The 22,932-nt window shown below is 36.4% G+C and carries 18 protein-coding genes; 5 read left to right on the top strand and 13 right to left on the bottom strand.

The window, feature by feature from the left end; translation table 11 throughout:
- The first annotated feature begins 49 nt into the window (after nucleotides 1–49).
- Nucleotides 50–325 carry a hypothetical protein gene (locus QRE67_RS03790; protein WP_286123618.1) on the top strand — a complete coding sequence of 92 codons (276 nt, stop codon included), beginning with the start codon at nucleotides 50–52 and terminating at the stop codon, nucleotides 323–325.
- A 275-nt stretch (nucleotides 326–600) separates the two neighbouring features.
- Here QRE67_RS03790 and QRE67_RS03785 read toward each other — a convergent pair whose 3' ends face one another.
- Nucleotides 601–1,893: an NCS2 family permease gene (locus tag QRE67_RS03785; protein WP_286123617.1), complete on the bottom strand. Its 1,293-nt coding sequence runs from the start codon at nucleotides 1,891–1,893 to the stop codon at nucleotides 601–603.
- A 278-nt stretch (nucleotides 1,894–2,171) separates the two neighbouring features.
- On the opposite strand from QRE67_RS03785, the gene QRE67_RS03780 reads away from it, so the two are divergent.
- Entirely contained in the window at nucleotides 2,172–3,566 is a 1,395-nt protein-coding gene (locus QRE67_RS03780) for an amino acid permease (RefSeq protein ID WP_286123616.1), read from the top strand.
- Between the two features lie 178 nt (nucleotides 3,567–3,744).
- Here QRE67_RS03780 and QRE67_RS03775 read toward each other — a convergent pair whose 3' ends face one another.
- Nucleotides 3,745–5,478 (bottom strand): DUF2339 domain-containing protein, encoded by a 1,734-nt coding sequence (locus QRE67_RS03775; protein ID WP_286123615.1) that lies wholly within the window; start codon nucleotides 5,476–5,478, stop codon nucleotides 3,745–3,747.
- Nucleotides 5,479–5,991: 513 nt separating this feature from the next.
- Here QRE67_RS03775 and QRE67_RS03770 point away from each other — a divergent pair.
- Complete coding sequence (locus QRE67_RS03770; protein ID WP_286123614.1) at nucleotides 5,992–7,377, top strand: peptide MFS transporter; 1,386 nt, start codon at nucleotides 5,992–5,994, stop codon at nucleotides 7,375–7,377.
- 32 nt (nucleotides 7,378–7,409) lie between these two features.
- Here the strand turns inward: QRE67_RS03770 and QRE67_RS03765 are convergent, their stop codons facing one another.
- The 5 genes from QRE67_RS03765 to QRE67_RS03745 all read right to left on the bottom strand — a co-directional run bounded on the left by QRE67_RS03765 (nucleotide 7,410) and on the right by QRE67_RS03745 (nucleotide 11,842).
- Entirely contained in the window at nucleotides 7,410–8,045 is a 636-nt protein-coding gene (locus QRE67_RS03765; protein WP_286123613.1) for a class A sortase, read from the bottom strand.
- Nucleotides 8,046–8,141: 96 nt separating this feature from the next.
- Complete coding sequence (locus tag QRE67_RS03760; RefSeq protein WP_286123612.1) at nucleotides 8,142–9,578, bottom strand: choice-of-anchor I domain-containing protein; 1,437 nt, start codon at nucleotides 9,576–9,578, stop codon at nucleotides 8,142–8,144.
- 193 nt (nucleotides 9,579–9,771) lie between these two features.
- Nucleotides 9,772–10,245, bottom strand: a complete 474-nt coding sequence (locus tag QRE67_RS03755; protein ID WP_286123611.1) for a DUF2178 domain-containing protein — start codon at nucleotides 10,243–10,245, stop codon at nucleotides 9,772–9,774.
- Nucleotides 10,238–10,465, bottom strand: coding sequence for a helix-turn-helix transcriptional regulator (locus QRE67_RS03750; protein ID WP_286123610.1), 228 nt, complete (start codon nucleotides 10,463–10,465; stop codon nucleotides 10,238–10,240). Before QRE67_RS03750 ends, QRE67_RS03755 begins: the two co-directional genes overlap by 8 nt.
- Nucleotides 10,466–10,573: 108 nt before the next feature.
- Nucleotides 10,574–11,842, bottom strand: coding sequence for a 3D domain-containing protein (locus QRE67_RS03745; protein WP_286123609.1), 1,269 nt, complete (start codon nucleotides 11,840–11,842; stop codon nucleotides 10,574–10,576).
- 501 nt (nucleotides 11,843–12,343) lie between these two features.
- Between QRE67_RS03745 and QRE67_RS03740 the strand changes: the two genes are divergently transcribed.
- A complete protein-coding gene (locus QRE67_RS03740; protein ID WP_286123608.1) occupies nucleotides 12,344–12,646 on the top strand; it encodes an antibiotic biosynthesis monooxygenase family protein in 303 nt (100 codons plus the stop codon).
- Nucleotides 12,647–12,964: 318 nt separating this feature from the next.
- Here QRE67_RS03740 and bdhA read toward each other — a convergent pair whose 3' ends face one another.
- Nucleotides 12,965–14,017, bottom strand: coding sequence for a (R,R)-butanediol dehydrogenase (gene bdhA, locus QRE67_RS03735; RefSeq protein ID WP_286123607.1), 1,053 nt, complete (start codon nucleotides 14,015–14,017; stop codon nucleotides 12,965–12,967).
- 225 nt (nucleotides 14,018–14,242) lie between these two features.
- Between bdhA and QRE67_RS03730 the strand changes: the two genes are divergently transcribed.
- Complete coding sequence (locus QRE67_RS03730; RefSeq protein ID WP_286123606.1) at nucleotides 14,243–15,388, top strand: MFS transporter; 1,146 nt, start codon at nucleotides 14,243–14,245, stop codon at nucleotides 15,386–15,388.
- Nucleotides 15,389–15,638: 250 nt separating this feature from the next.
- Here the strand turns inward: QRE67_RS03730 and QRE67_RS03725 are convergent, their stop codons facing one another.
- The 5 genes from QRE67_RS03725 to QRE67_RS03705 all read right to left on the bottom strand — a co-directional run bounded on the left by QRE67_RS03725 (nucleotide 15,639) and on the right by QRE67_RS03705 (nucleotide 22,932).
- Entirely contained in the window at nucleotides 15,639–16,481 is an 843-nt protein-coding gene (locus QRE67_RS03725) for an N-acetylmuramoyl-L-alanine amidase (protein WP_286123605.1), read from the bottom strand.
- Between the two features lie 1,087 nt (nucleotides 16,482–17,568).
- Nucleotides 17,569–19,968 (bottom strand): immune inhibitor A, encoded by a 2,400-nt coding sequence (locus tag QRE67_RS03720; protein WP_286123604.1) that lies wholly within the window; start codon nucleotides 19,966–19,968, stop codon nucleotides 17,569–17,571.
- Nucleotides 19,969–20,376: 408 nt separating this feature from the next.
- Nucleotides 20,377–21,024 carry a fructose-6-phosphate aldolase gene (gene fsa / locus QRE67_RS03715; protein WP_286123603.1) on the bottom strand — a complete coding sequence of 216 codons (648 nt, stop codon included), beginning with the start codon at nucleotides 21,022–21,024 and terminating at the stop codon, nucleotides 20,377–20,379.
- A gap of 34 nt (nucleotides 21,025–21,058) precedes the next feature.
- The gene (rbsB, locus tag QRE67_RS03710) at nucleotides 21,059–21,982 is read right to left on the bottom strand and encodes a ribose ABC transporter substrate-binding protein RbsB (protein WP_286123602.1); all 924 of its coding nucleotides are present in this window, start codon (nucleotides 21,980–21,982) and stop codon (nucleotides 21,059–21,061) included.
- 14 nt (nucleotides 21,983–21,996) lie between these two features.
- Nucleotides 21,997–22,932: an ABC transporter permease subunit gene (locus QRE67_RS03705; RefSeq protein WP_286123601.1), complete on the bottom strand. Its 936-nt coding sequence runs from the start codon at nucleotides 22,930–22,932 to the stop codon at nucleotides 21,997–21,999.

Below are 22,932 nucleotides of genomic sequence, written 5' to 3'. Positions count from 1 at the left end.
TAAAATATTATTCATTACAAGACAATTCTGAATTTTATGGAGGGATTTTATGAATGATGCAAACTCCCCTAAAAAAACTCGTCCTTTTCAACAGTGGATGATTGGATTTGCTGTTACATTTCTAGCCCTCATTCTATTATTTTTCTTTCTTATTCGTTGGATTGGTATTGCATTTGTTATTGTAGTAATTTCTTTACTATCATGGGGAGGATATGAAGCATACCGAGGGAACCCTTTTATTGTATTAGGAATTATTAGCACACCGTTTATTCTAGGATTCGTACTCTTTATTATTTGCGGTGGGTTCTTGATATTCTCTGCATAAGCCTAAAAACAAAAAACCTTCCACTGATTATTTTAAATTCAAAAGGTTTACCACCATTATCACACCGATAAATAACATCAATAAAGTGAAACTTTGATCAGTGGGGTTTTCTTCATCCCCCACCTAACTTCTTTGCTTTTTGCCGAAATTTGAGGTCAGGGTATTGCTGCCCGCGAATAGCGGGATAAATCCGATACCTCTGCATATCTCATTCCTTTTATCACATAATGATAAAAAAGGGCGCTTCCTATGAGAAGCACCCTTTTTCTATTTCATTATAAAAATAAATGACACCCAAACAAAATGGCAAAGACATAAAGAAGTGGATGAACTTCCTTCCCTTTCCCTTTCACGATCTTTAAGATTGGATAAATTAAAAACCCAAGTGCAATCCCATTTGCAATACTGGATGTTAACGGGATTCCTACAAAAATTAAGAATGCAGGTAATGCATCTTCAAATTCATTCCAGTTGATATCACGAATACTTTGTGCCATTAGACTACCAACAATAATTAATGAAGGGGCTGTAATTGCCGCTACACTTGATAATGAAGAAATGACAGGACTAAAAAATGCGGTCACAATTGTTAAACAGATTACCACTATACCTGTTAATCCTGTCTTACCACCCGCTGCAATCCCAGCGGAAGATTCAATTGTTGCGGCTGTCGGACTTGTCCCAAACACCGCTCCTGTCGTACCACCGATTGCATCGGCAATAAACGCTTTACCAAAACGTTTTTCGGCGTTATCTGCATTTAAACCCGCTTGTTTAATAAGCCCGAGCAATGCTCCTGTTGTATCAAATAAAAGAACGAGTAAAAATGAGAATACAACACCATATAGTCCATATTCAATCACATCAGAAACTGCAGTAATTGGATTTGAAACAATGAGTCCTTCTGGTAAATGCGGAAGTGCTACAAGCTTATCTTCGAATTTAAGTTGCCCTGAAAAAAAGGCAATGATGCCCGTTACAACCATACTAATAAATAGAGCGCCACTCACACGTAATGCCATCAATATTGCAGCCAATGCCAAACCAATTAGCGTTAATATAACCGCTGGTGAATGAAAATTTCCAATCGTAACTAAATTAGATGGATGATCAACAATAATACCAGATAAGCGAAGACCAATAAAAGCAATAAATAAACCAATTCCACCTGCAATCGCATGTTTTAAACTATCCGGAATCGCCACGATGAGCTTTTGACGAAATGATGTGAACGATAGTAAAAGAAAAATAATACCTGTTACGAATACTGCAGAAAATGCAATGACATATGTAATGCCTTCCGCTTGCTGCACAACCGAATAGGCAAAGTACGCATTCATTCCCATTGCAGGAGCAATGGCAATCGGATAATTCGCTAAAAATGCCATACATAATGTTCCGACAACTGTTGCAATAATTGTTGCCGTAAATGCTTGATCAAATGGTACACCTGCATCAGACAATATTTTTGGATTGATGACAAGAATATACGCAAATGTAAAAAACGTTGTAATACCAGCTAGAAGCTCTTGCTTCACAGAGGTATTATACTTTTGTAATTGGAACATACTTAGGTACCCTTCCTACACGATGAATTGTTATCACACATTCTTTTCGTATTATTATGCGAGAAAATGTAATACTTAATCTTACCAATCAATAAAAAGAACAGTCAATATATTCATTAATAGTTCGAATTTTAAGTTTAGGTCTGACATTTTCAGATATAGTACAGTAAACTTTGTTGTTTTTTGTAGCATAACAGAGATAAATGTTTTATAATTTAAAATAGTTTCATATTTTGCAAACGTATTCAAATATTTTTCATTCTACAAGGAGGCTTTTTATGAAGCACACAAACAAACCAGAAACTTTAAACCGCGGTTTAAAACAACGACACATCACATTGATGTCACTCGGGTCTGCCATCGGAGTTGGTTTATTTTTAGGATCTGCTACCACTATTAAACTAGCTGGACCTTCTATTTTACTAGCTTATATGATTGCTGGCCTTGCTATCTTTTTCATTATGCGTGCCCTTGGTGAGATGGCAATTGAACAACCAGTTGCCGGTTCCTTTAGTAAATATGCACATGATTATTTAAGTCCACTAGCAGGCTATATCACTGGGTGGAACTATTGGTTTTTATGGGTTGTTACTTGCATGGCTGAAATTACTGCCGCTGGTATTTATATGGAGTTTTGGTTCCCAGACATTCCACGCTGGATTTGGGCATTGATGGCTCTCATATTAATGACTGCATTTAATTTTCTTTCTGTAAAAGTATTCGGTGAGCTTGAATTTTGGTTTGCTTTAATTAAAATTGTCACAATTATCTGTATGATTGTGGTTGGTGCAGGAATTATTATATTTGGCTTCGGCAACGGTGGCGTAGCAACAGGAATTTCAAACCTTTGGTCACATAACGGATGGTTCCCAAATGGTGTTTCTGGACTACTTCTATCTCTACAAATGGTTTTATTCGCTTACTTAGGAGTTGAACTCATTGGTGTCACAGCAGGAGAAGCACAAAATCCAAAGAAGACACTAGCGAAAGCAATTGATAACGTATTTTGGCGTATTTTACTTTTCTACGTCGGTGCACTGTTCGTCATAATGGCGATTTATCCGTGGAATGAGATCGGCGAAAAAGGAAGCCCATTTGTATTAACCTTCCAACAAATTGGAATTGCAAAAGCAGCTGGAATCATTAACTTCGTTGTCTTAACAGCAGCGCTTTCTTCTTGTAACGGCGGTCTATTTAGTACAGGTCGTATGTTATTCACATTGGCACAGCAGAAAAAGGCACCTGAAAAGTTCGGTCGTTTAAATAAAAATGGTATTCCAAGCAAGGGAATTTTAGCAACTGCTTTTGTCCTACTCGTTGGTGTTATTTTAAACTATCTCGTTCCAGCAAAAGTATTTACGTGGCTCACAAGTATTTCAACATTCGGAGCAATTTGGACATGGGGCATTATTTTAGTAACACAAATACGCTTCCGCAGTGGATTATCAGCGCAATCGGTACAAAAATTAACATATAAAATGCCGTTGTATCCATTAAGTTCTTATCTTTCACTAGGCTTTCTTGCTCTAGTGTTAGGAATTATGGCCTATTCCACCGATACACGTATCGCTTTAATTGTTGGGCCGATTTGGTTAGTTGCATTAGTGGTTGTATATTACATGAAGGGATTTCATAAAATAGATACACCAGCATCCCCTTCAAAAGTTGAATGACTTATACTCTCTATGAAACTTTTATAAACATAAATCCTTTCCTTGAAATAAGGAAGGGATTTTAATTTGTTACACAAATATTTCTCAACAAATTTCTTATTTAATTTACAAAGAACCAAGATTTCGCTGAAAAAACAATAAAAAAGCAATCCCAAATGGATTGCTTTTTTTATCACTACTATTTTTCTTTTGAGAAAAACATTCTAGAAATGACAATTCCTAATCCACCAACAAGCAAGAATAATATTGCCCGAATCAGCATAGATACTTCTGGTAAATCTAGGAAAAACAACTTTCCAACCGTCACTACTAATACGACTAATCCCGCATATAATATTTCATTCATTCTTCTATTCCGTCCAAACCAAACTAAAATTAATGCGTATATCATCCAGAAAAGTGATACAGATACACTAATGATACTGCCATTTGTAGAAAGAAGCTCACCTATTCTAGTAATTGTAATAAATACAAGTACCATAAAACCATACAGCGTAATAGAGTACACCCGTTTTCCGAAATGCTGCAACATTTGTTTCGCTTTAATCATTCCGTAATAAAATGTTCCAATTAATATAAGATGTGCAACAAAGGCTGCTGACATAAATGTATCAAATGGACTTGCAATTGTTTGAATCATACCAATCGCATAAATGACAGCACTGATATACACCTTAATTTCTTGCTTCAATTTCACAGAAGTAGCAACACCAAGGAACCCTTGTAACATTAACACAATTGCTGCATTTACTAGACTACATTCATATAAAATTGCTAAACTAAACGATCCCATCGCAAGACCGAATAAAAGATCTGTAAATAGCGACTTCTTATTTTTTATATATTCAGCTGCAAACATAACTAAATGTAGAATTGCACTAATAAATAACCCCCATGTTGTAAAGTCTGGAATTTTGGCAATCGCCATAATAAAAAAGAGAGCATTGGCACTAAATATTGCAATTCTCTGCTGGTAAATAAACTGTCGGTCTATATACATATGCCAGAAAAGTATAAAATGAATAAGCCCATAAACAATTGTTAATTGCCCTTGCAAATGTCCTAATCCTATTGACATAACAGCGAAAAAGATAAACGTTACAAATACAGAAACACCGTAAGAGATCATGTATAAATATTTATACCGATTTTTATACGCATGCCACAATAAACTAATTGTTAATACTGTCTCATATCCAAAGAATATAAATGGGTTCGGCGTTGTGCTATTTAATAAGAACGGAACGAAAAAGGCACCCACCGCTACAAATATAGCAAGATATTCTGATTGATATCTTTTGGCAAAGTAAATACCCATTACAATCCAAATAATATTCAATACAAATGCGATACTTGCAGGAAAGAAGTTATATAGGTAATGTGCAGCAAATGTCGTTAAAACAATACCTGTAATACTCCCTCCAACTAGTACTAACCCGAGTGCTTGGCGCTCCTGTTTCATTTGTTTATCACCTATATAAAACAAACCAACTGATAACAAAATACCAAATATGATGCGGATTGGTGGTGTAAGTAATCCTGTATCTACCCCTGCTTTAAATAACCAGATGACTCCCAGCAACATAATGGCAACGAAAATACGTGGTAACCATGTTTGACAAAATTTTATAATATCAAACGGCTCGGGCTTAAAAGCAGATATATCTACTTGTTTCACTTCTAATTCTTCTTTGCTTCCTTGCGTAACGATGTTCTCTTCTTGTTGCACAGTCGGCACCTTAATATTAACCTCTTGTTTCTGTTCAGTAGGATCCTGTTTGTTCAGTTCAATTACCTGGACCTGTTCTTCTTCCATTGCCTTTTGCTGTGCCTTTAACTCATAAAGCGCCTCTTGTATCGTATCAATTGCTGTTTCAAGTGCTTCTATTTTTTTATTAAGGTCCTGTTTCATTCGCTCCCTCCTTTAATCATGCTGCTTAAAAATCGATATCCATCCAATTGGTAAAATTACCAATTATCTATATCATACTCTTAATCTATTCATTCTTTAAGGAAATTCTGTATGAATTTTCCCTCGTCTATGAAAAAACTCTTTTTACTCTGTACAATTAAAGAGATATGAACAGTATTTTTGTTCTTAAAAACACTATATAAATCCATTTTGATTCTTCGACATATAGCCGCGGCTATAGATAACAAAAGGTGACCTGCACTCGTTTTCTCTCTTTGTTTTCACTATGTCTGGGCAGGAAAAGGATCTGACCGCTTCTATACATGGCCGGATTCTCTCTCCCACCTAAAAAGAAGAGTTTTATGTCCGTTTTTAAATTTGTATTTATATACTTATGGTTTCCAATTTCTTCTGAAAAATCGACCTTTATTGACTTCCAATAGTTAATAAAGTAAACTATTAAACATATAAAACTATTAACTTTGTTTTTGTTTTTGTCAGGAGGGAACAAATATGGAATCATCGATACAACTTGAGAAAAAACAACAAAAAAACAAGAAGCATCCTCCGGGTCTATACTTACTCTTCTTTACAGAAATGTGGGAAAGATTTAGTTACTATGGATTACGAGGATTATTAACACTATATTTAACAACTGCTTTAGTAAGCGGTGGTCTTGGGTTTAGTACAGGCTGGGCACTTTCTATCTACGGATTTTATACAGGAGCTTGTTATTTCACACCATTAATCGGTGGATTCTTAACAGACCGTTTTCTTGGTAGACGCTTAGCCATTACTATAGGTGGTATTGCAATGGCAATCGGGAACCTTACACTATTTTCCTTGCAAAACCAAGTCGGACTATACCTCGGATTAGCGCTTATTATTATCGGTAACGGTTTCTTCAAACCAAATATTTCTACGCTTGTTGGAGATCTATATGAGGAACATGATCCGAAGCGTGATAGTGCATTTACGATTTTCTATATGGGTATTAACGTTGGTTCATTTCTAGCTCCACTCGTTTGTGGGTTTTTATCAGAAAATTTATTCAAAACAACAGTAGACGGTGTTGTTCATTACGGGTTCCGCTACGGCTTCTTAGCTGCTTCAATCGGTATGATTATTGGACAAATTTTATTCACAACACTATCTAATCGATTCCTTGGCGATATCGGTAAAAAACCGACAAGAGATTTACAAACAACATCAGGCAACCAAACAGCTGGCAATACACCCTTAACAAAAAAAGAAAAACAGCATACAGCAGTTATTGTTATCTTAACTTGCTTCGTTGTCTTCTTCTGGGCTGGCTTTGAACAGGCTGGTAGCTCATTAACATTATATACAAACAAATTTGTCGATCGTTCTGTATTCGGATGGGAAGTTCCAACATCTTGGTTCCAATCAGTCAATCCATTGTTTATTATTTTACTTGCACCTGTTATTTCAGTACTATGGGCAAAACTTGCTACAACAAAACGTGGTGATTTAAAAATCCCAACCAAAATGGGACTCGGTATGATTCTACTCGGGATCGGTTATATGATTCTTGTCATTGCCACATTAAAAACAGGTAGTAACGAACACAATATTACAGAACAAGCAAACTTACTCTTTATTGTCTTTACGTACTTATTTCACACGTTAGGTGAATTGTTCTTATCCCCTGTCGGATTATCAATGGTTAGTTCCCTTGCACCAGTCAAACTTGCCTCTTTACTAATGGGCGTTTGGTTAGCAAGTACCGGTGTGGCTAACATTTTAGGTGGTCAACTAGCTAGCTTTACAACTTCACTTGGATATTCAGAAGTATTTGCTGTCATTGGAGCTGTAGCCATTTTCTTAGGCTGTGTCTTATTATCACTTTCAAAAAAATTAGTAAAATGGATGGACTAAAAAGATGAGGGAGAATTCCCTCATCTTTTTTATTAACCGTTTATTTTCTTCGCCTGCACAAAATCTCCAGCGACAACATAGCGTTTTGAATTATCTAACACAGACACACATGTAACAAGCGTTACTTCATCTTTCCCGTGATCTTCAACAACTTCCCACTTATCAGGTGTTACTTCTGATACACTTTTAACGGTATACTCATATTTATTCTCATTATCATACAAATAAATTTTATCGTCCTTTTTTAATGCCGATAAGTCGCTAAATAAGACACCTTTTTTTGACATATTATGCCCTGCTAACGCATAATTTCCTTTTCCCATTTCTTGCTTATCTTTTACAGTTGCTGCTCCTGATAATAAGTTCTTCTCAGTTGAAGCATTTAAAATTGGCATTTCTAATGAAATACTTGGAATAGATATGCGCCCAATTACTTGTTTCTGATCTAATGATGCATTCGCTACTTCCTCTAAATCTGGTTGTTCAATTTGAGAAGCATCCACAAACTTCGTTTCTTGTTGTTGATATTCCATCTTCTGAACCGTCTGCACATTAGCTGTTTGCTTCTTCTCCGCCTTATATCCGTCATAAAATGGCTTACCAATTAGCACGCCACCTATAACAAATAGGAGGATTGCTAGTACACTATACACTCTTCGCTTATTCATTCTCCAAATCCTTTCCCCTACAGTATCTTGCTTCTATATAAAATGATAAAATAAGATCACCATATGTACAAGTATAATACCGAAAGGAAATGAAACTTATTGATTTATATGATAAAAACTCAAAACACCCTCTACTTCATCTGCACTCACAAATAGATTCCGATTATTTATTTTATGAATCCCTTCTGGTGCTGCTCCAGCCGATGGTCCAAGTCCGATATAAACAGGGAACATTGGGATAGTCATATCGAAAAACAATACCGCATTTGCTCTTTCAGCAGCCACTGCTAAAATTGGGTTTCCTTTTATTATACCAGTAGCTACATTTTCTACTTCACTTCCACGATTTCCACTTCGGGCATCAGGATATAAACCAACTGCTGCTACTTTTTCATCAATGAGATTCATACTATCGTACACAAGAGATCCAGCTGGACTCCACACAGAAATATTTCTTCCACCTGATTTCACATCATCTTTGAATTCATTTTTACCAAGGTCCCCTTCATTAGCGGTAATTAAAAATCGGCCAGATGGATCCCACGTTACACCATCTGGCTCTAAGCGTGCTGTCATATCATCTTGAAACGATACAACACCATCCTTTTTCACATCAGCTTTATGTGTTGTCGTCCCAAGACCAAATATATTCTCAATCCGTTTTTCTGCAATATTTACAATTGCCACTGCATTATTTTCTTGTAAGGTAATAGCTGCCTTGTCTCCTTTTGGACTAATTGCTACATACTCTGGTTGCGGGTCATGCTTATAGATTGCTCCGTTACCGACGTGACTCATATCAAGTGAAAGTTCTACATGCTCCCCGTGTAATACATCGCCATTAGGGAATGTAATCATTGAAATACTTCCTGGACGCTTTGTTTTTTTCATATTTACTTCATTATCGTCATTTGGATCATTTTCCTCATCTTCATTACAAATAATAAGCGTTCTCCCATCTGCTGATAACGCCACCGAATCCGGTCCTACGCCTACTTCATATGTTTTCACAACTTGTTGCGCTACTAAATCTATCACCGCAACTTGTCCTTTATTTGCATGATATAAATTATCCTCATTCCGAAAAGCAGCCAATGCATATTTGCCATCTGGTGTAACAGTTACACTCGTTACTTCTGCTTCTGAATGAATTTCTTTAAAACTCACGGCCCCTAGCACTTTTATATTCTCTAAATCTGCAATCGATAGGATACGAATTTGTCCTAAGTCCGCCTCCGTAACAACTAATGTATTACCGTCAGGTGTAGACGCTGTAATTTCGGCCTTCCCGCTTGGCATTTGAAATGAAGCAACTCGATCAATTTTGGTATCCTTATGTTTTTTACTAATAAAGCTCGTCACCATCTGTTCCACTTTCTCACGATACGCTGGATTAGAAAGGCTGCCCTTTGGCAAAACCTCCATTTTATTCACGAACTGCTGCGGGTCCTTTTCTATCATTTCCGCACTTACAGTATTACCTGTCCAGATTACACTTGCGATCATACCACTGCATAACAATGCTTTTTTCATTTCTCCAATCCCCCTTATTCGATACACCTATGTCTATCATAAAAACCATTTGTAAACCCTTACCGTTATATTCATTAAGGTTTTGTAAAAAATAGGATGCATTATCGCATGGTAGATATAAAGTGAAACTTTGAACAATGGGGTATTATTGCCCTCAAATAGCGGGATAAAAAAAGACGTGCGCGGCACGTCTTTAAGCAATTTTATTTCGGTATAGCGAAACATGAAATACCGTCATTTGAATAAAGAAAATAAAAAACAAGATATATAGCGGGCATTCTGGAATATATAGATTTATAACAGGGGAAAAAGTTAAGAATCCGATAGCACAAGGTAAAACATACCACAATGAAATAAAAGTAGTACGACACGCTTTCGCAGTAATTACTTTCTCACGTTCATCCTCCTGTGGAAACAATAAAGGATACATCCAAAGTGATAGGGACTTATATTTTTTCTTTTGTACTCTGTAAAAAAACGTTGATACGACCGCTACAATAAATAGCAATAAGAACGGTATCGCATTTATTGATACCTCAAATGATACTTTCTCAGTTCGAATGATATTTGCGAACTCCATAACACCATAATAAAGTTCAATAAACGTCCAACTAGCCAATCCAATATAGAATACATTCACCACATACGAAAGAACGATCCTATTCAACCTCTTCCCCCTCCTTATTTAAAACAAACACATCCTCCATCTTTAAATCAAACACATCACAAATCGTCAGTGCTAATAATAACGATGGAACGTAATCTCCCTTTTCAATTGCTGCAATTGTTTGCCGCGTTACGCCAACTTTTTCAGCTAATATGCTTTGTGTAAAGTTAAAACGAGCTCGCAGCTCCTTTACTCTGTTGCAAATGGTCAAATTTTCCACCTCTCACCATCATTGTATGCTAAATTTAACAAAATGTAAACTCAACTTAACATTTTGTTTTTAAAAAAATCCAACCTTACAACATGTAAAGTTGGATTTGATTTTAAATTATAAAATTACTACACGAACTTGTCTTCTACCCCAAGCACTAGATGAAGCTTTATCTGGCATTAACACATCAATTCTATGTCCTTTAATAGCGCCACCAGTATCTCCAGCAATTGCTGTTCCATAACCTTCAACATATACACGAGAACCTAATGGAATAACCCTTGGATCGACAGCAATTAACTTCATTCCTGAGTTTGCAGTTAAGTCATGTCCCATTGCAGAATACACATGTTCTCCTGGTTTGTAACCATTTTCTAATGGATCAGCCGTATAAGCAGTCGCTTCTACATAAATTTCACGCCCGCCTTGATCTGGCTTAGAATCTGGCTTAGAATCCGGCTGAGGAGCTGGTGCTGGTTTACTAGTGCTCTCAGATTCAGGTGGCTGAGGAGCTGGTGCTGGCTGTTTGTCAGCTTTCGCCTCTTCTCTTACCTTTGCTTCTTCTACTCTCGCAGCTTCCGCTTCTTGCTCTGCTTTTACACGAGCTTCTTCAGCTACTCTCGCAGCTTCTTGTTCACGTGCAATTGTTTCTTGTACGTTTTTCATATCCGTTTCGATTTTTGCTTTTTCTTGTTCAGCAAGGTTAATTTGACTTGCAACTTGATTATATTTCGCTTGCACAACTTGTAAATTTTCTTGACGTTTCTTCAAGTTTTCTTGTAAGTCAGCTTGTGCTTTTGCTAATTTTTGTTTGTCTACTCCTAAAGATTCCTCTTTTTCGTCAATTACTTTTTTATCAGCTTCAATTTGACGAAGATCCTGCTCTTGTAGATGTAAAATTTCTTTATCTGCTTCTAGAATCGTAGAAACTGCATTCACACGTTGTAAGAAATCAGCGAAATTTTTTGATTCTACAACAACTTCTACTACTAAACTCGTATTTGAGCTATTTTGAACAGAGACCATACGTTTTTTCATAATATCTTTACGAGCAAGGACTTTATCCTCTAAAACGATAATCTCCTTCTTTTTTTGCTCAATTTGTTTGTGCGTTTCATCGATCTTACTTTGAAGAGCACTTTGTTCTTCTTTATTTTTTGTAATTGTATTATTTAAATTATGTAGTTCTTTTTCGATACCTTGAATTTCATTATTAACAGCTTGCTTCTCTTGTTCCTTTTGCTGAATATCATTGTTATTCTGCTGCAATTGCTGTTGCATGTTGTCTAATTTCTCGTCGTTTGACTCAGCTTTTACAGCGACTGTACTAGAAAGACAAATAATTCCTGCTAATACTAGACTACTGATACGCTTAAAATAGTTCATAATCCGACTCCCTTCTCTTACAGTTATACATGATTTATTTTACAGTTTGTTTACAAACTCATTAAATACAGTTTATTTTTCATGAAAAATAATGAAAATAACCTAAAAAATGTAATTAATTCTTAATTTTTAACAAATTATGCGTGTGTAAATCTTACTTAAAATAAGATTCGAATATTAGAAACAACAGATTACAGGAAATTGAAAAGATTGTCAAATACTACAGAATGTGACTGTGACTAAAAACAATCATTTGACAGCAAACAACAGATTACTACAACTACATATTAAAATACTTCTCTTTCTATTGTGTCATTGTCGGTGTACTAACAATTTTATTCCTATAAAACGAAAGAGTTATCTTTATCCGTCTATTTGTAAAAGAATGTCGTCTTCCTTTTATTTACTTAGATTTTTCAGAATAGTATAATATTTATAAACAATAACTGAAATAGAATATCAACTTTCATTCACTACAAATATTAAAAAAGAGGTGCAATCATGTTTATTGTTACAAAACTCCTTCATATGAAATTTGGCTATGAAACTAAAATGATACATTCTCTACAAAACTACTACCCACCTTCTGGAACATCTGGCTTTATTAATCTAGAATTTTCTCGCACCAAACATACTGAACATGGGGACGAATATATGATTCGTATACTATGGAAAACGCAAGAAGATTACCATGAGTGGATTTCTCAAAAAAAAGAAGCAACTACGGTAACTTGGAATCAACAATTCCAGAGCTATATTCTCTCTTCCAAGTCCAATGCTTCTCATGTGAAATATCCATATTAAAGAAGCATCTTGTTGTAAATTTACAGCAAAATGCTTTCTATATAAATCCATTTTGATTTTTCGACATATAGCCGCGGCTATGGATAACAAAAGGTGACCTGCACTCGTTTTCTCTCTTTATTTTCGCTATGTCTGGGCAGGAAAGGGATCTGACCGCTTCTATGCATGGCCGGATGCTCTCTCCCACCTAAAAAGAAGGGTTTTATGTCGTTTTTTTAATTTGTATTTATATAGTCAAAAGAAAGTCTATCACTTTTCTCTACATAAAAAAGTAGCCTCCTTCTATTCTCTAGAAGGAGGCTACTTTCTCATCATCTATTATTTAGGTGAAACAAGAATTTTCACTTGTTTTTTATCTTTTACAAGCGCTTCAAATCCTTCTTCTACAACTTGATCCACTGTAATTTTTTTCGTAATTAATTTCTCTGCTTGAATTTGACCAGAGCTAATTAATTTAATAACAGCTGGGAATATGTGACGATATCCAAGGATACCAACAACTTCTTTTTCTTTTAATACTAAGTTGTTTGGCGTAATTTTGGCGTCTTTTTCCCATACGCTGACAATAACAGTTTGTCCTTCAAAGCTTGTGCTTTCAATTGCTTGACGAAGTACAACTTCAACACCTGTTACTTCAAAGCTAACGTTTACACCTAAACCGTTTGTTAAGTTACGGATTTCTGCTAATACGTCTTGTGTTGCTGGATTTAATACATAATCAGCACCTGCTAATTTCGCTAACTCTTGACGTTCTTTAGAAAGTTCCACTGCAATAACAGGAGTTGCTCCAGCTGCTTTTGCTGCTTGGATGACAAGAAGTCCGATTGGTCCACAGCCGAATACAGCTACAGCTTCGCCTTCTTTTAATTTACTTTGACGCACTGCATGAACTGCAACTGCTGCTGGTTCTACAAGTGCACCTTGTTCATATGTCATTTCATCTGGGATATGGTGAACCATATCTTCAGGTACAACAGTATATTCAGAGAAGCCACCACCATCTCCACCAAGACCGTGGAAAACAAGTTGTTCACAAACGTTATAATGTCCATGTTTACAAGCTTCACATTTACCACAAGAATAAATAGGTTCCACAACAACGCGGTCCCCTACTTTATGACTGGTAACACCTTCACCGATTTCAACAACTTCACCACTGAACTCATGACCTAAAATAACAGGTGCTTTTACATGTGTTAGTGGATGTTCCTCTGTTGGAATAAAAATAGGTCCTGCTAAATATTCATGCAAATCCGTTCCACAGATACCACACCATTTGATTTTGATTTTCACTGCTCCTGATCGTACAGTTGGTTCTGGAACTTCTTCTACTCGTACATCACGTTGATTGTACCATAGTAATGCTTTCATTTTATGCATCCCTCTCTATGTATAAACTTAACCTGGTGAAGTTTACAAAACTATTATAGTACTTTCATCCAAATATTTCAAAACACCAATACGTATTTCACTAAATTTTAACAATAAATGTTCATCATTTTGTCACTTTGTACTTTTTTCCACATCTGTTAATTCAATTTCATTGCAGGCGAAATTCGCATTGTGCCATAATAGCATAGGAGAGGTGAACATTGCTTGAAATATTTCATTTATTTTATTGTTATCGTGGCGTTTTTCGATACATTTTCACAATTACCAATTATGAGTACTTACGCACAGAGTCTTGGGGGAACGCCTCTTATTATTGGCCTTGTCGTTGGGATGTACTCGTTTGCCAATATGATCGGCAATATTATCGCAGGTGCATCTGTTGATAAATTTGGAGCGAAAAAAGTTCTTTATATAAGTATGGGAATTACGAGTCTCATAGTCTTATTGTATACCGTTGTCCAAAGCGGCGAACAACTGATTATCGTTCGCTTTCTACATGGATTTAGCGACGGTTTCTTAATACCAGCTGCCTTTACTTTCTTATCCAAACAAACAAAATCAACAAAACAAGGGAAAGCAATGGCTTTATCTGGTGCTGCTGTCGGAACAGCAGCTATCGTTGGTCCTGCTTTCAGCGGAATTATGAAAGCAAGCGCAGGCATAGAATGGGTCTTCGTTACAATTTCTATCTTAATGGCACTCGGTACAATCGTCTCGCTCTTCTTGTTGCCAAATCATATTGCAAGAACAGATAAATCACGGACGCAAATGATGAACAAAGAAGATATGCTTGGATTACTAAAATCCGAGCCATTATTACAAGCATATCTCGGAGCCTTTACATTAATGTTCTCACAAGGAATTGTAACGTATATGCTACCGATGAAAGTAGAAGCATTAGCACTCAAAGCATCTACAACAGGCATGATGCTAAGTGTCTTTGGGATTACCGCAATCCTCTTCTTCTTACTACCAACAAATCGGATATACGATCGCTTTAACCGTCAAAAAATGATGGTAATTGGCATTGCAGTAATGGCTCTAGCATTATCTTTACTTGGCATATTTACAACAAAAGGCATGCTCTTTGTTGTCATGATCATTTATGGAATTGGATTTGCAATCCTCTTTCCTTCTATTAATGCCTTACTTGTTGAAAATACAACAGAAGACAATCGAGGAAAAGCATTCGGACTATTCTACGCATTCTTCTCATTAGGTGTTGTCGCTGGATCATTTATAGTTGGGGCGATCGGAGCATCACCGAGTGTAAGCTTTGTGATTGGAACAGCGTTCTTGCTTACGTTTGCTTCGATGTTATATGTGAGAGGGAGATTAAAGCTACAATAATATGTATTTACTATTTTCATGTATACAAAACAGTCCATATAAAAAATAGACAGCTAAAAAACTGTCTATTTTTTATATATATCTATTTTGATTTTTCGACATATAGCCGCGGCTATAGTTTTCTCTCTTTGTTTTCATTATGTCTGGGCAGGAAAAGGATCTGACGGCTTCTACGCATGACCGGATGCTCTCTCCCACCTAAAAAGAAGGGGTTTATGTCGGTTTTTTAATTTGTATTTATATATACTCTTTATTGTAAAACTTCAACATACGCTGGATTAGCAGTTATGTAGTTTCCTGATTTTAGCTTATACATTTTTGAACCATTAACAGTTAACGTTTCCACAACAGTGAATACATCACCTTGTTTTACAGTACCAGCCTTTGCATTCCAATCAGGTTGACTATAATAATATAATTCTTCTGCTTTCACACGAATTAAGAACGTTTTCTTTTGTAAACCAAATGCTTTTACTAAACCGTTTGCATGCCCTCTTGCAAGTTGTTCTCTAAATGTTGCATTTCCTAACTTTTGAGCATCTTCTGCCCGATCAATAAACCCATTTTCAGTTAATACTGCTGGCATATTCGTCTCTCTTAACACATGGAAATTATTTGTTTTGATTCCTCTATCATAAAAATTAGTTGTCTTCATAATTTCTTGATGAATTAAATTTTGATAAGTTGTAGTTGGCGCTCCTGCATTCGGATAACTATAATCTTCATAACCAGAGCCACCACCACTATTAATATGTACAGATAAGAAGAAATCCGCTCCCCAATTATTTGCATCAGTTGTTCGCTGTGTTAGGGTAGGATACACATCACTTGTACGACTCATTCTAATTTCATGACCCGTATACTCTGCATTTAAAATGTTACGAATACGCAATGCGATATCTAATGTTAAATCCTTTTCTCGCAAACCATTTCCAATAGCTCCTGTATCCGTTCCACCATGGCCTGGATCGACATAAATTTTCACAGTTTCTGCACTTGCATATGTTGTTGGCATAACAAAATAAATACAAGCAAAACATAATAGAACGATACTACCTTTTACATAGATTGATAAATTTCTCAATGCTGTCACTTACTTTACTCTCCCTTTGTTTACAACTTCATAATTATTTCCTATACTCTGAATCTACTAAAAATAATTTTCCCTTGCCTAAAATCAAACTATCAAACTATTAAACTACCGCTATCATTATTAATCCTTTTGAATTCTACTTAAAATAAAAAGCAAAATCAATACATATTTTTGCTTTTTTACAATAATTATTTTTTCATATCATAAAATTAACAAGTATTAAAAATATATGTATTTTCATATTTCTCTCAAAAGAAACAAGTGACATTAATTATTTTTATATTGTTATAATATAATTCAAAAGCATACTTGACACACTCATTACTTCCTATTTTCATCTAACAGTTTTAGAAGATTTTCTTCATCCCCCACCTAATTTCTTTGTTTCCTGACGAACTTTGTGGTGAAGGTATTACTGCCCGTAAATAGCAGTATAAAAGCAATATCGTCTCATTCATTTTGTAGAAAAAGTACACAAATACCAACTATATCTCGACAATTTCCTCGGAAATATTTCTTTTCCCTACACTCTTTGATAAAGTGAAACTTTAATCAGTGGGGGTTTTCTTCATCCCCACTGATTATTAGTTGAACCAATCGGGCTTTTACGGACAATTTATCCCCACCTAACTTCTTTGCTTTTCGTTGAACTTTGAAGTGGGGGTATTACTGCCCGTTAATGCGGGATAAAATATGGATCTAATTTATCACCTTAAATTCTATATAACCTTTTAATGTATACGCTTTCTTTTATCTCTAAAAACATAATCAAAAACACTCAAGTAAAAACAAAAAGGAATCCTTTATTTTAAGAATTCTTTTTTATTTTTATATAAATCCATTTTGATTTTTCGACATATAGTCGCGGCTATGGATAACAAAAGGTGACCTGCACTCGTTTTCTCTCTTTGTTTTCACTTGGAATGGGGCAGGAAAAGGATCTGACCGCTTCTATGCATGGCCGGATGCTCTCTTCCACCTAAAAAGAAGGGTTTTATGTCGATTTTTTAATTTGTATTTATATATAAAAAAGTACATTCTCCATATGAAGAATGTACTTTTTTATTTCACTTACACTACCAATCTATTAACGACGAATCCAAACTGCACCTGCAGATTTGTCATCCGCTTGTCCAACGACTTGGAACTTCAGTCCTAATTGTGGAACTTTACGGCCTGCATCTGGAATTTGGCTGTTGCTGTACACTTTAGAATCATCAAATGTTGTAACACCCGGTAAACCTGCATAATTAAATTGACCACGTACGCTTGAGTTTACACTCCATGCTGGTGTTTGATCGAATGAGAATGCCGCATCAGCAACTTGATATCCTGTTTTTCCAATTACCGGTTTATCGCTTAAAGTTCCAACAACCACTTCTGGATGAGAATCAACAACACCAAGGAACCCTTCACCAGGGTGCTGACCTACCCAATTATCTTTAAAGCTATCGTCTGCATACCAAACAACAAGACCTGTATTATATGCTGGACCTCTACCTGCTTTTAATCCATTATCTGAACCAGCATAGTTTCTCCACTCTAAATAATAGTAATGTGGTTTCATTTCTGTTCCGTCAGAAACGACAAATCCATTTAATTTCATTTGTGCTTGTCCTTCTGCATCATCAGAGAATGTTACGTTTCCGTCTACTGTTAATATTGTGTTATCCACTGCAAATCCCTTATATGCTACAGCTGGATCTGTAATGTAGTCAAATTGTAATTTTACTTTTTTTCCTTTGAATTGACTTAAATCATATGATTTATCAATCCATTTTCCTTCTGTCGTATCCATATCATCCTTTACAACTTTACCGCCCAGTTTATCAAGTAATATTTTCGTTCCATCTTCTGTAACCGCATGTACTTCTACAAAATCACATTCTGCTTCAAGCTCATAATTTGCTTTGTAATCAAATTTCGCTGCCCCAGCTTTTGTTAAATCAAACAACGGTGTTTCTAATGTTGTATGAATATCGTCGCCTCTTGTACTATAGTATGTTTTCTTTCCAAATGCTGGTTTAATTGTTTCAATGCTTTTTCCAGGTAAATTCACACGTACAAGACCTGGACGATTCGATTTTGTAACACTTTGATCGATATAGGTAGGCACTCCTACACCACGCTTTATTTTATCGTAATCTACTTCTATAATATTCGCCCAGTTACCGCCCATATTTTTTTGTAAGAAATCTTTATTTTGCGGTGAAAAACTTGTCGGTTCTGTTCCAGCGATCTTCCCTGTCCAGCTACCGCCACTCATTAATGACCATGCTTCAACAGGTGATCCATTCCCTGTATATTTCGTATCATACTCATCTGGTAAACCAAGATCATGACCGAATTCATGAGCAAACACACCAACTGCACCGTCCTCAGGTTCGATTGTGTAGTCATGCGCAGCTACTTTTCCATCCCAGTTTGAAACTTTTGATTTTGTTCCTTCAATTGCTACTGGATCTCTTGCTAATTTTGAACGATGTGACCAAATCGCATTATCACCTAATTTACCGCCACCTGCTTCTTGTCCAACACCAGCATGAATGACCATTAAATGATCGATAACACCGTCTGGCTCATTTTGGTTTCCATCACGATTCGTATCATAACGGTCAAACTGGTCGAACTGAGATAAATCTAATCCTTTTTCGGCTGCCGCTTTTAATGCCTCTTTCACAAGGTCACGAGGTCCTTTTGGTCCCTTATTATCATGACCACTCTTCGCATCTGCCCCGTAATCTGTTGCCTTCCCTGGGACAGTTAACCATTCTGTTACATAACCATCTGTTGTATAGCTACTACCAGATTGTTCTTCATAATATTGCTTAAATGTTTTTACTTTTGATCCATCAAATAATGTAAATGGTTCATTACCAAATAACATCTTTTGATAATGCTCTCTGCTGAAATCTTTAGAATACATATATCCAGATGTTTGATCAATGTTGTTATGTTTATAATCACTAAATTCCACAAGTAGCACAAGCACTTTATCTGTGCGAACAGCTCCGTTATACGGTACTTGCTTAGCAGGAGTCGTCGGCACTTTTCCATTTAGCTGTTTTTTACTTGCTGAAGGCATTTGCTCTGGTCTTCCATTTTGTACCGGATTCTTTACTTTTTCTTTTTCTTCCATTTTTGTTTCTTTCTCTTGTTTTACAAAATCAGATGCTTCTTTAGCAGAATCACCTGGAAGTACTTCTTTATTCGATTGATCGCCTTTCTTGTTTTCAATATATTGCTCCACAGCCTTTTTCGTCTCTTCTTTCGATGCTGATGGATGAATCATTCCCCGCTCTTTTAAAGCTTCAGCCAAGCGCTCCTCTTGAATTAAGTTTTCATCAATTGGAGTAGTTGGATTTTTACTACTAGATTTTACAGTTGTTTCTGCAAAAGCAGATTGTCCTCCAATAATAAACGAACAACTTAATAAAGTTGTAATTGCCAATGCAGAAAAAACTTTAAATGGTGTTTTTTTCTTCAATGTATTCCCTCCTCAATTTCCATTTTCGTAAAACTAAAAATTCGAATAATTAAAATTATAAATGCTGAAAAATAAAAAATAGTTACCGTTCTTACATATCCTCCTCTCTTTCCCTCAATACAAAAAGTCTATTATTGCTATTAAATAACTAAATATTAAAATAGAAAAGAGATTATGCATAATTACATACTGAATTTTTTTATTTTTCTGTCAAAAATAAAAAAGATGCCCTAAAAGCAGCAAATTAGCTACTTTTAGGGCATCCTCAAAAACATGATTTATCCCGCATTAACGGGCAGTAAGACCCCGATTCAGAAAAGTACAGGGGGATAACTGCCCGTTAATGTCCGATTGGTCAAGGCTAATCATCAGTGGGAGACGACGCTCCCCACTGATGAAAATTCCACTTTATTTTCCTTGTGATTTATCCCAATCCGCTAAGAATTTCTCAATTCCTTGATCTGTTAATGGATGTTTTACTAACGCTCCAATTACATTTGCTGGGATTGTTGCGATGTGTGCACCGTTTAATGCTGCTTCTGTTACGTGAACGCTATGGCGTACAGATGCTGCGATAATTTCTGTTGGGATGCCGTGAATTGCAAAGATGTCAGCAATTTGGCGAATTAAGTCCATACCATTATGGCCGATATCATCCAAGCGGCCTAAGAATGGAGATACGTACGTTGCACCAGCACGTGCTGCAAGTAATGCTTGTACAGCTGAGAATACTAATGTTACATTCGTACGAATTCCTAAGTCAGAGAATGCTTTTACAGCTTTTAATCCTTCTTTCGTCATCGGTACTTTTACAACGACGTTTGGTGCGATTTTTGCTAATTCTTTTCCTTCTTCAATCATCTTGTCTGCTTCTAAACTAATAACTTCTGCACTTACAGGGCCTTCTATAAAGCTGCAAATTTCACGAATGCGTGCGTGGAAATCTACGCCCTCTTTTGCTACAAGTGATGGGTTTGTTGTTACACCTGCTACTATTCCTAATTCATTTGCCTCTTTAATTTCACTAATGTTTGCTGTATCGATAAAGAATTTCATTTGTTTTTCTTCCTTTCCAAATTTGGATTTATATTTATTTTTTCTTAATAAGCTCTAATTCAATCGGAATAAATTTCGCCACTTTTTGGTCTTGACTCACCTGTTTTGCTGTTTCCATCGCCTGCTCTCCGATTAATTTTGGTTTTTGGGCAACAGTCGCTGCCATACGGCCATCCTTAACCGCCTTTACAGCATCGTCAGTTGCATCAAACCCAACAACAATAACATCTGTTTTTCCAGCAGATTTTAATGCTTCTAGTGCGCCTAATGCCATTTCATCGTTATGAGCAAATACTGCTTTTATATCATTATTTGCCTGTAAGATGTTTTCCATAACCGATAAACCTTTTGCACGATCAAAATCTGCCGCTTGCTTAGCAGCCACTTTCAACCCCTTGTCAGCTACTTTATGGAATCCTTCCCCGCGCTCACGAGCTGCAGAAGAACCAGGAATCCCTTCTAACTCAGCAACATTTGCACCTTCACCAGCAAGTTCACGAATGTAGTCACCAGCCATTTTGCCACCTTCTACGTTATTGGAAGCAATGTGTGAAATAACTTTCCCAGAGTTTGCGACGCGGTCTACTGTAATAACAGGAATGTTCGCTGCATTGGCCGCGCTTACTGCTGATGCAACAGCGTCTGAATCCGTTGGGTTAATAACAATTACATCAACGCCTTTTTGAATCAAGTCTTCCACATCGTTTGTTTGCTTTGCTGCATCATTTTGTGCATCGACCGCAATCAATTCAATACCACTGTCTTTCGCTTTCTTTTCTGCACCTTTTTTCAACGTGACGAAAAATGGATTATTTAAAGTGGAAACAGAAAATCCAACTTTAACATTGTTATTTCGACCTTTATCGCTAGAATCCTTTGCCCATTCTGGCGGTTCCATCGAACAACCAGCAGTGATTACTATCATGAGTGCAACGAGTACAAGTAACCATTTTTTCATGAATTGTCCCTCCATTATGCTTCTTTTCGACGATCAATTAATACAGCGAGTAAGATAACAAGTCCTTTTACAACTTGTTGGAAGAAAGAAGATACTCCTAATAAGTTTAAGCCGTTATTCAATACACCGATGATGAGTACACCAATGAATGTGCCGACAATCCAACCTTTTCCACCAGAAAGGCTTGTTCCTCCTAATACGACTGCAGCGATTGCATCTAATTCGTAAGAAGTACCAGCAGTTGGCTGTGCAGAGTCTAAACGTGATGTTAACACGATACCTGCAAGCGCTGCCAGAATTCCAGAAAGACCGTAAATCATTACTTTCATACGCGTTACATTAATACCTGATAATGCTGCCGCTTCTTCATTCCCACCAATTGCAAAGGTACGGCGACCAAACGTTGTTTTCTTTAAAATAAAGTATAGTGCAGCAAAAGCAATCATCATTGTTACAGCTGGTACAGGAATACCGAAGAAGTAACCACGACCAAACATTTGGAATGCTAAGTGATCCCCAAGACCAGTGATCGGACGTCCGTCCATATAAACAAGCGTCAGCCCACGAAAAATGGTCATCGTTGCTAATGTTGCGATAAATGGTGCCACTTTTCCTTTCGCAATGATGATACCGTTTACAATTCCCATTACAAGACCCGCTAATAATCCAACTGTCATTCCAAGGAACGGATCCATGCCACTTGCCATCATCCCAGCAACAAGTGCACTTGATAATGCTAAAATAGAACCTACCGATAAGTCAATACCCCCTGTTAAAATTACAAAGGTCATTCCAAAAGCAATTAGTGCATTAATAGATACTTGGCGTAAAATATTAAATAAGTTTGGTATCTCAATAAACGATGGATTTAACACTGTAATGACTACTACGATAAGCGCTAATCCGATTAACGAACCGAGTTGTTGCAATACATTCCCCTTTTTAGCCAT

Source organism: Bacillus sp. DX3.1 (assembly GCF_030292155.1).
Taxonomy (GTDB): domain Bacteria; phylum Bacillota; class Bacilli; order Bacillales; family Bacillaceae_G; genus Bacillus_A.
This window is presented reverse-complemented; position numbering and strand designations above follow the sequence as displayed.

Coding starts and splice junctions, on each gene's coding strand:
- QRE67_RS03765 (WP_286123613.1), bottom strand. CDS start 8,045: ATGAATAAGCGAAGAGTGTATAGTGTACTAGCAATCCTCCTATTTGTT.
- QRE67_RS03785 (WP_286123617.1), bottom strand. CDS start 1,893: ATGTTCCAATTACAAAAGTATAATACCTCTGTGAAGCAAGAGCTTCTA.
- QRE67_RS03780 (WP_286123616.1), top strand. CDS start 2,172: ATGAAGCACACAAACAAACCAGAAACTTTAAACCGCGGTTTAAAACAA.
- QRE67_RS03705 (WP_286123601.1), bottom strand. CDS start 22,932: ATGGCTAAAAAGGGGAATGTATTGCAACAACTCGGTTCGTTAATCGGA.
- QRE67_RS03770 (WP_286123614.1), top strand. CDS start 5,992: ATGGAATCATCGATACAACTTGAGAAAAAACAACAAAAAAACAAGAAG.
- QRE67_RS03745 (WP_286123609.1), bottom strand. CDS start 11,842: ATGAACTATTTTAAGCGTATCAGTAGTCTAGTATTAGCAGGAATTATT.
- QRE67_RS03775 (WP_286123615.1), bottom strand. CDS start 5,478: ATGAAACAGGACCTTAATAAAAAAATAGAAGCACTTGAAACAGCAATT.
- fsa (WP_286123603.1), bottom strand. CDS start 21,024: ATGAAATTCTTTATCGATACAGCAAACATTAGTGAAATTAAAGAGGCA.
- QRE67_RS03740 (WP_286123608.1), top strand. CDS start 12,344: ATGTTTATTGTTACAAAACTCCTTCATATGAAATTTGGCTATGAAACT.
- QRE67_RS03760 (WP_286123612.1), bottom strand. CDS start 9,578: ATGAAAAAAGCATTGTTATGCAGTGGTATGATCGCAAGTGTAATCTGG.
- rbsB (WP_286123602.1), bottom strand. CDS start 21,982: ATGAAAAAATGGTTACTTGTACTCGTTGCACTCATGATAGTAATCACT.
- bdhA (WP_286123607.1), bottom strand. CDS start 14,017: ATGAAAGCATTACTATGGTACAATCAACGTGATGTACGAGTAGAAGAA.
- QRE67_RS03790 (WP_286123618.1), top strand. CDS start 50: ATGAATGATGCAAACTCCCCTAAAAAAACTCGTCCTTTTCAACAGTGG.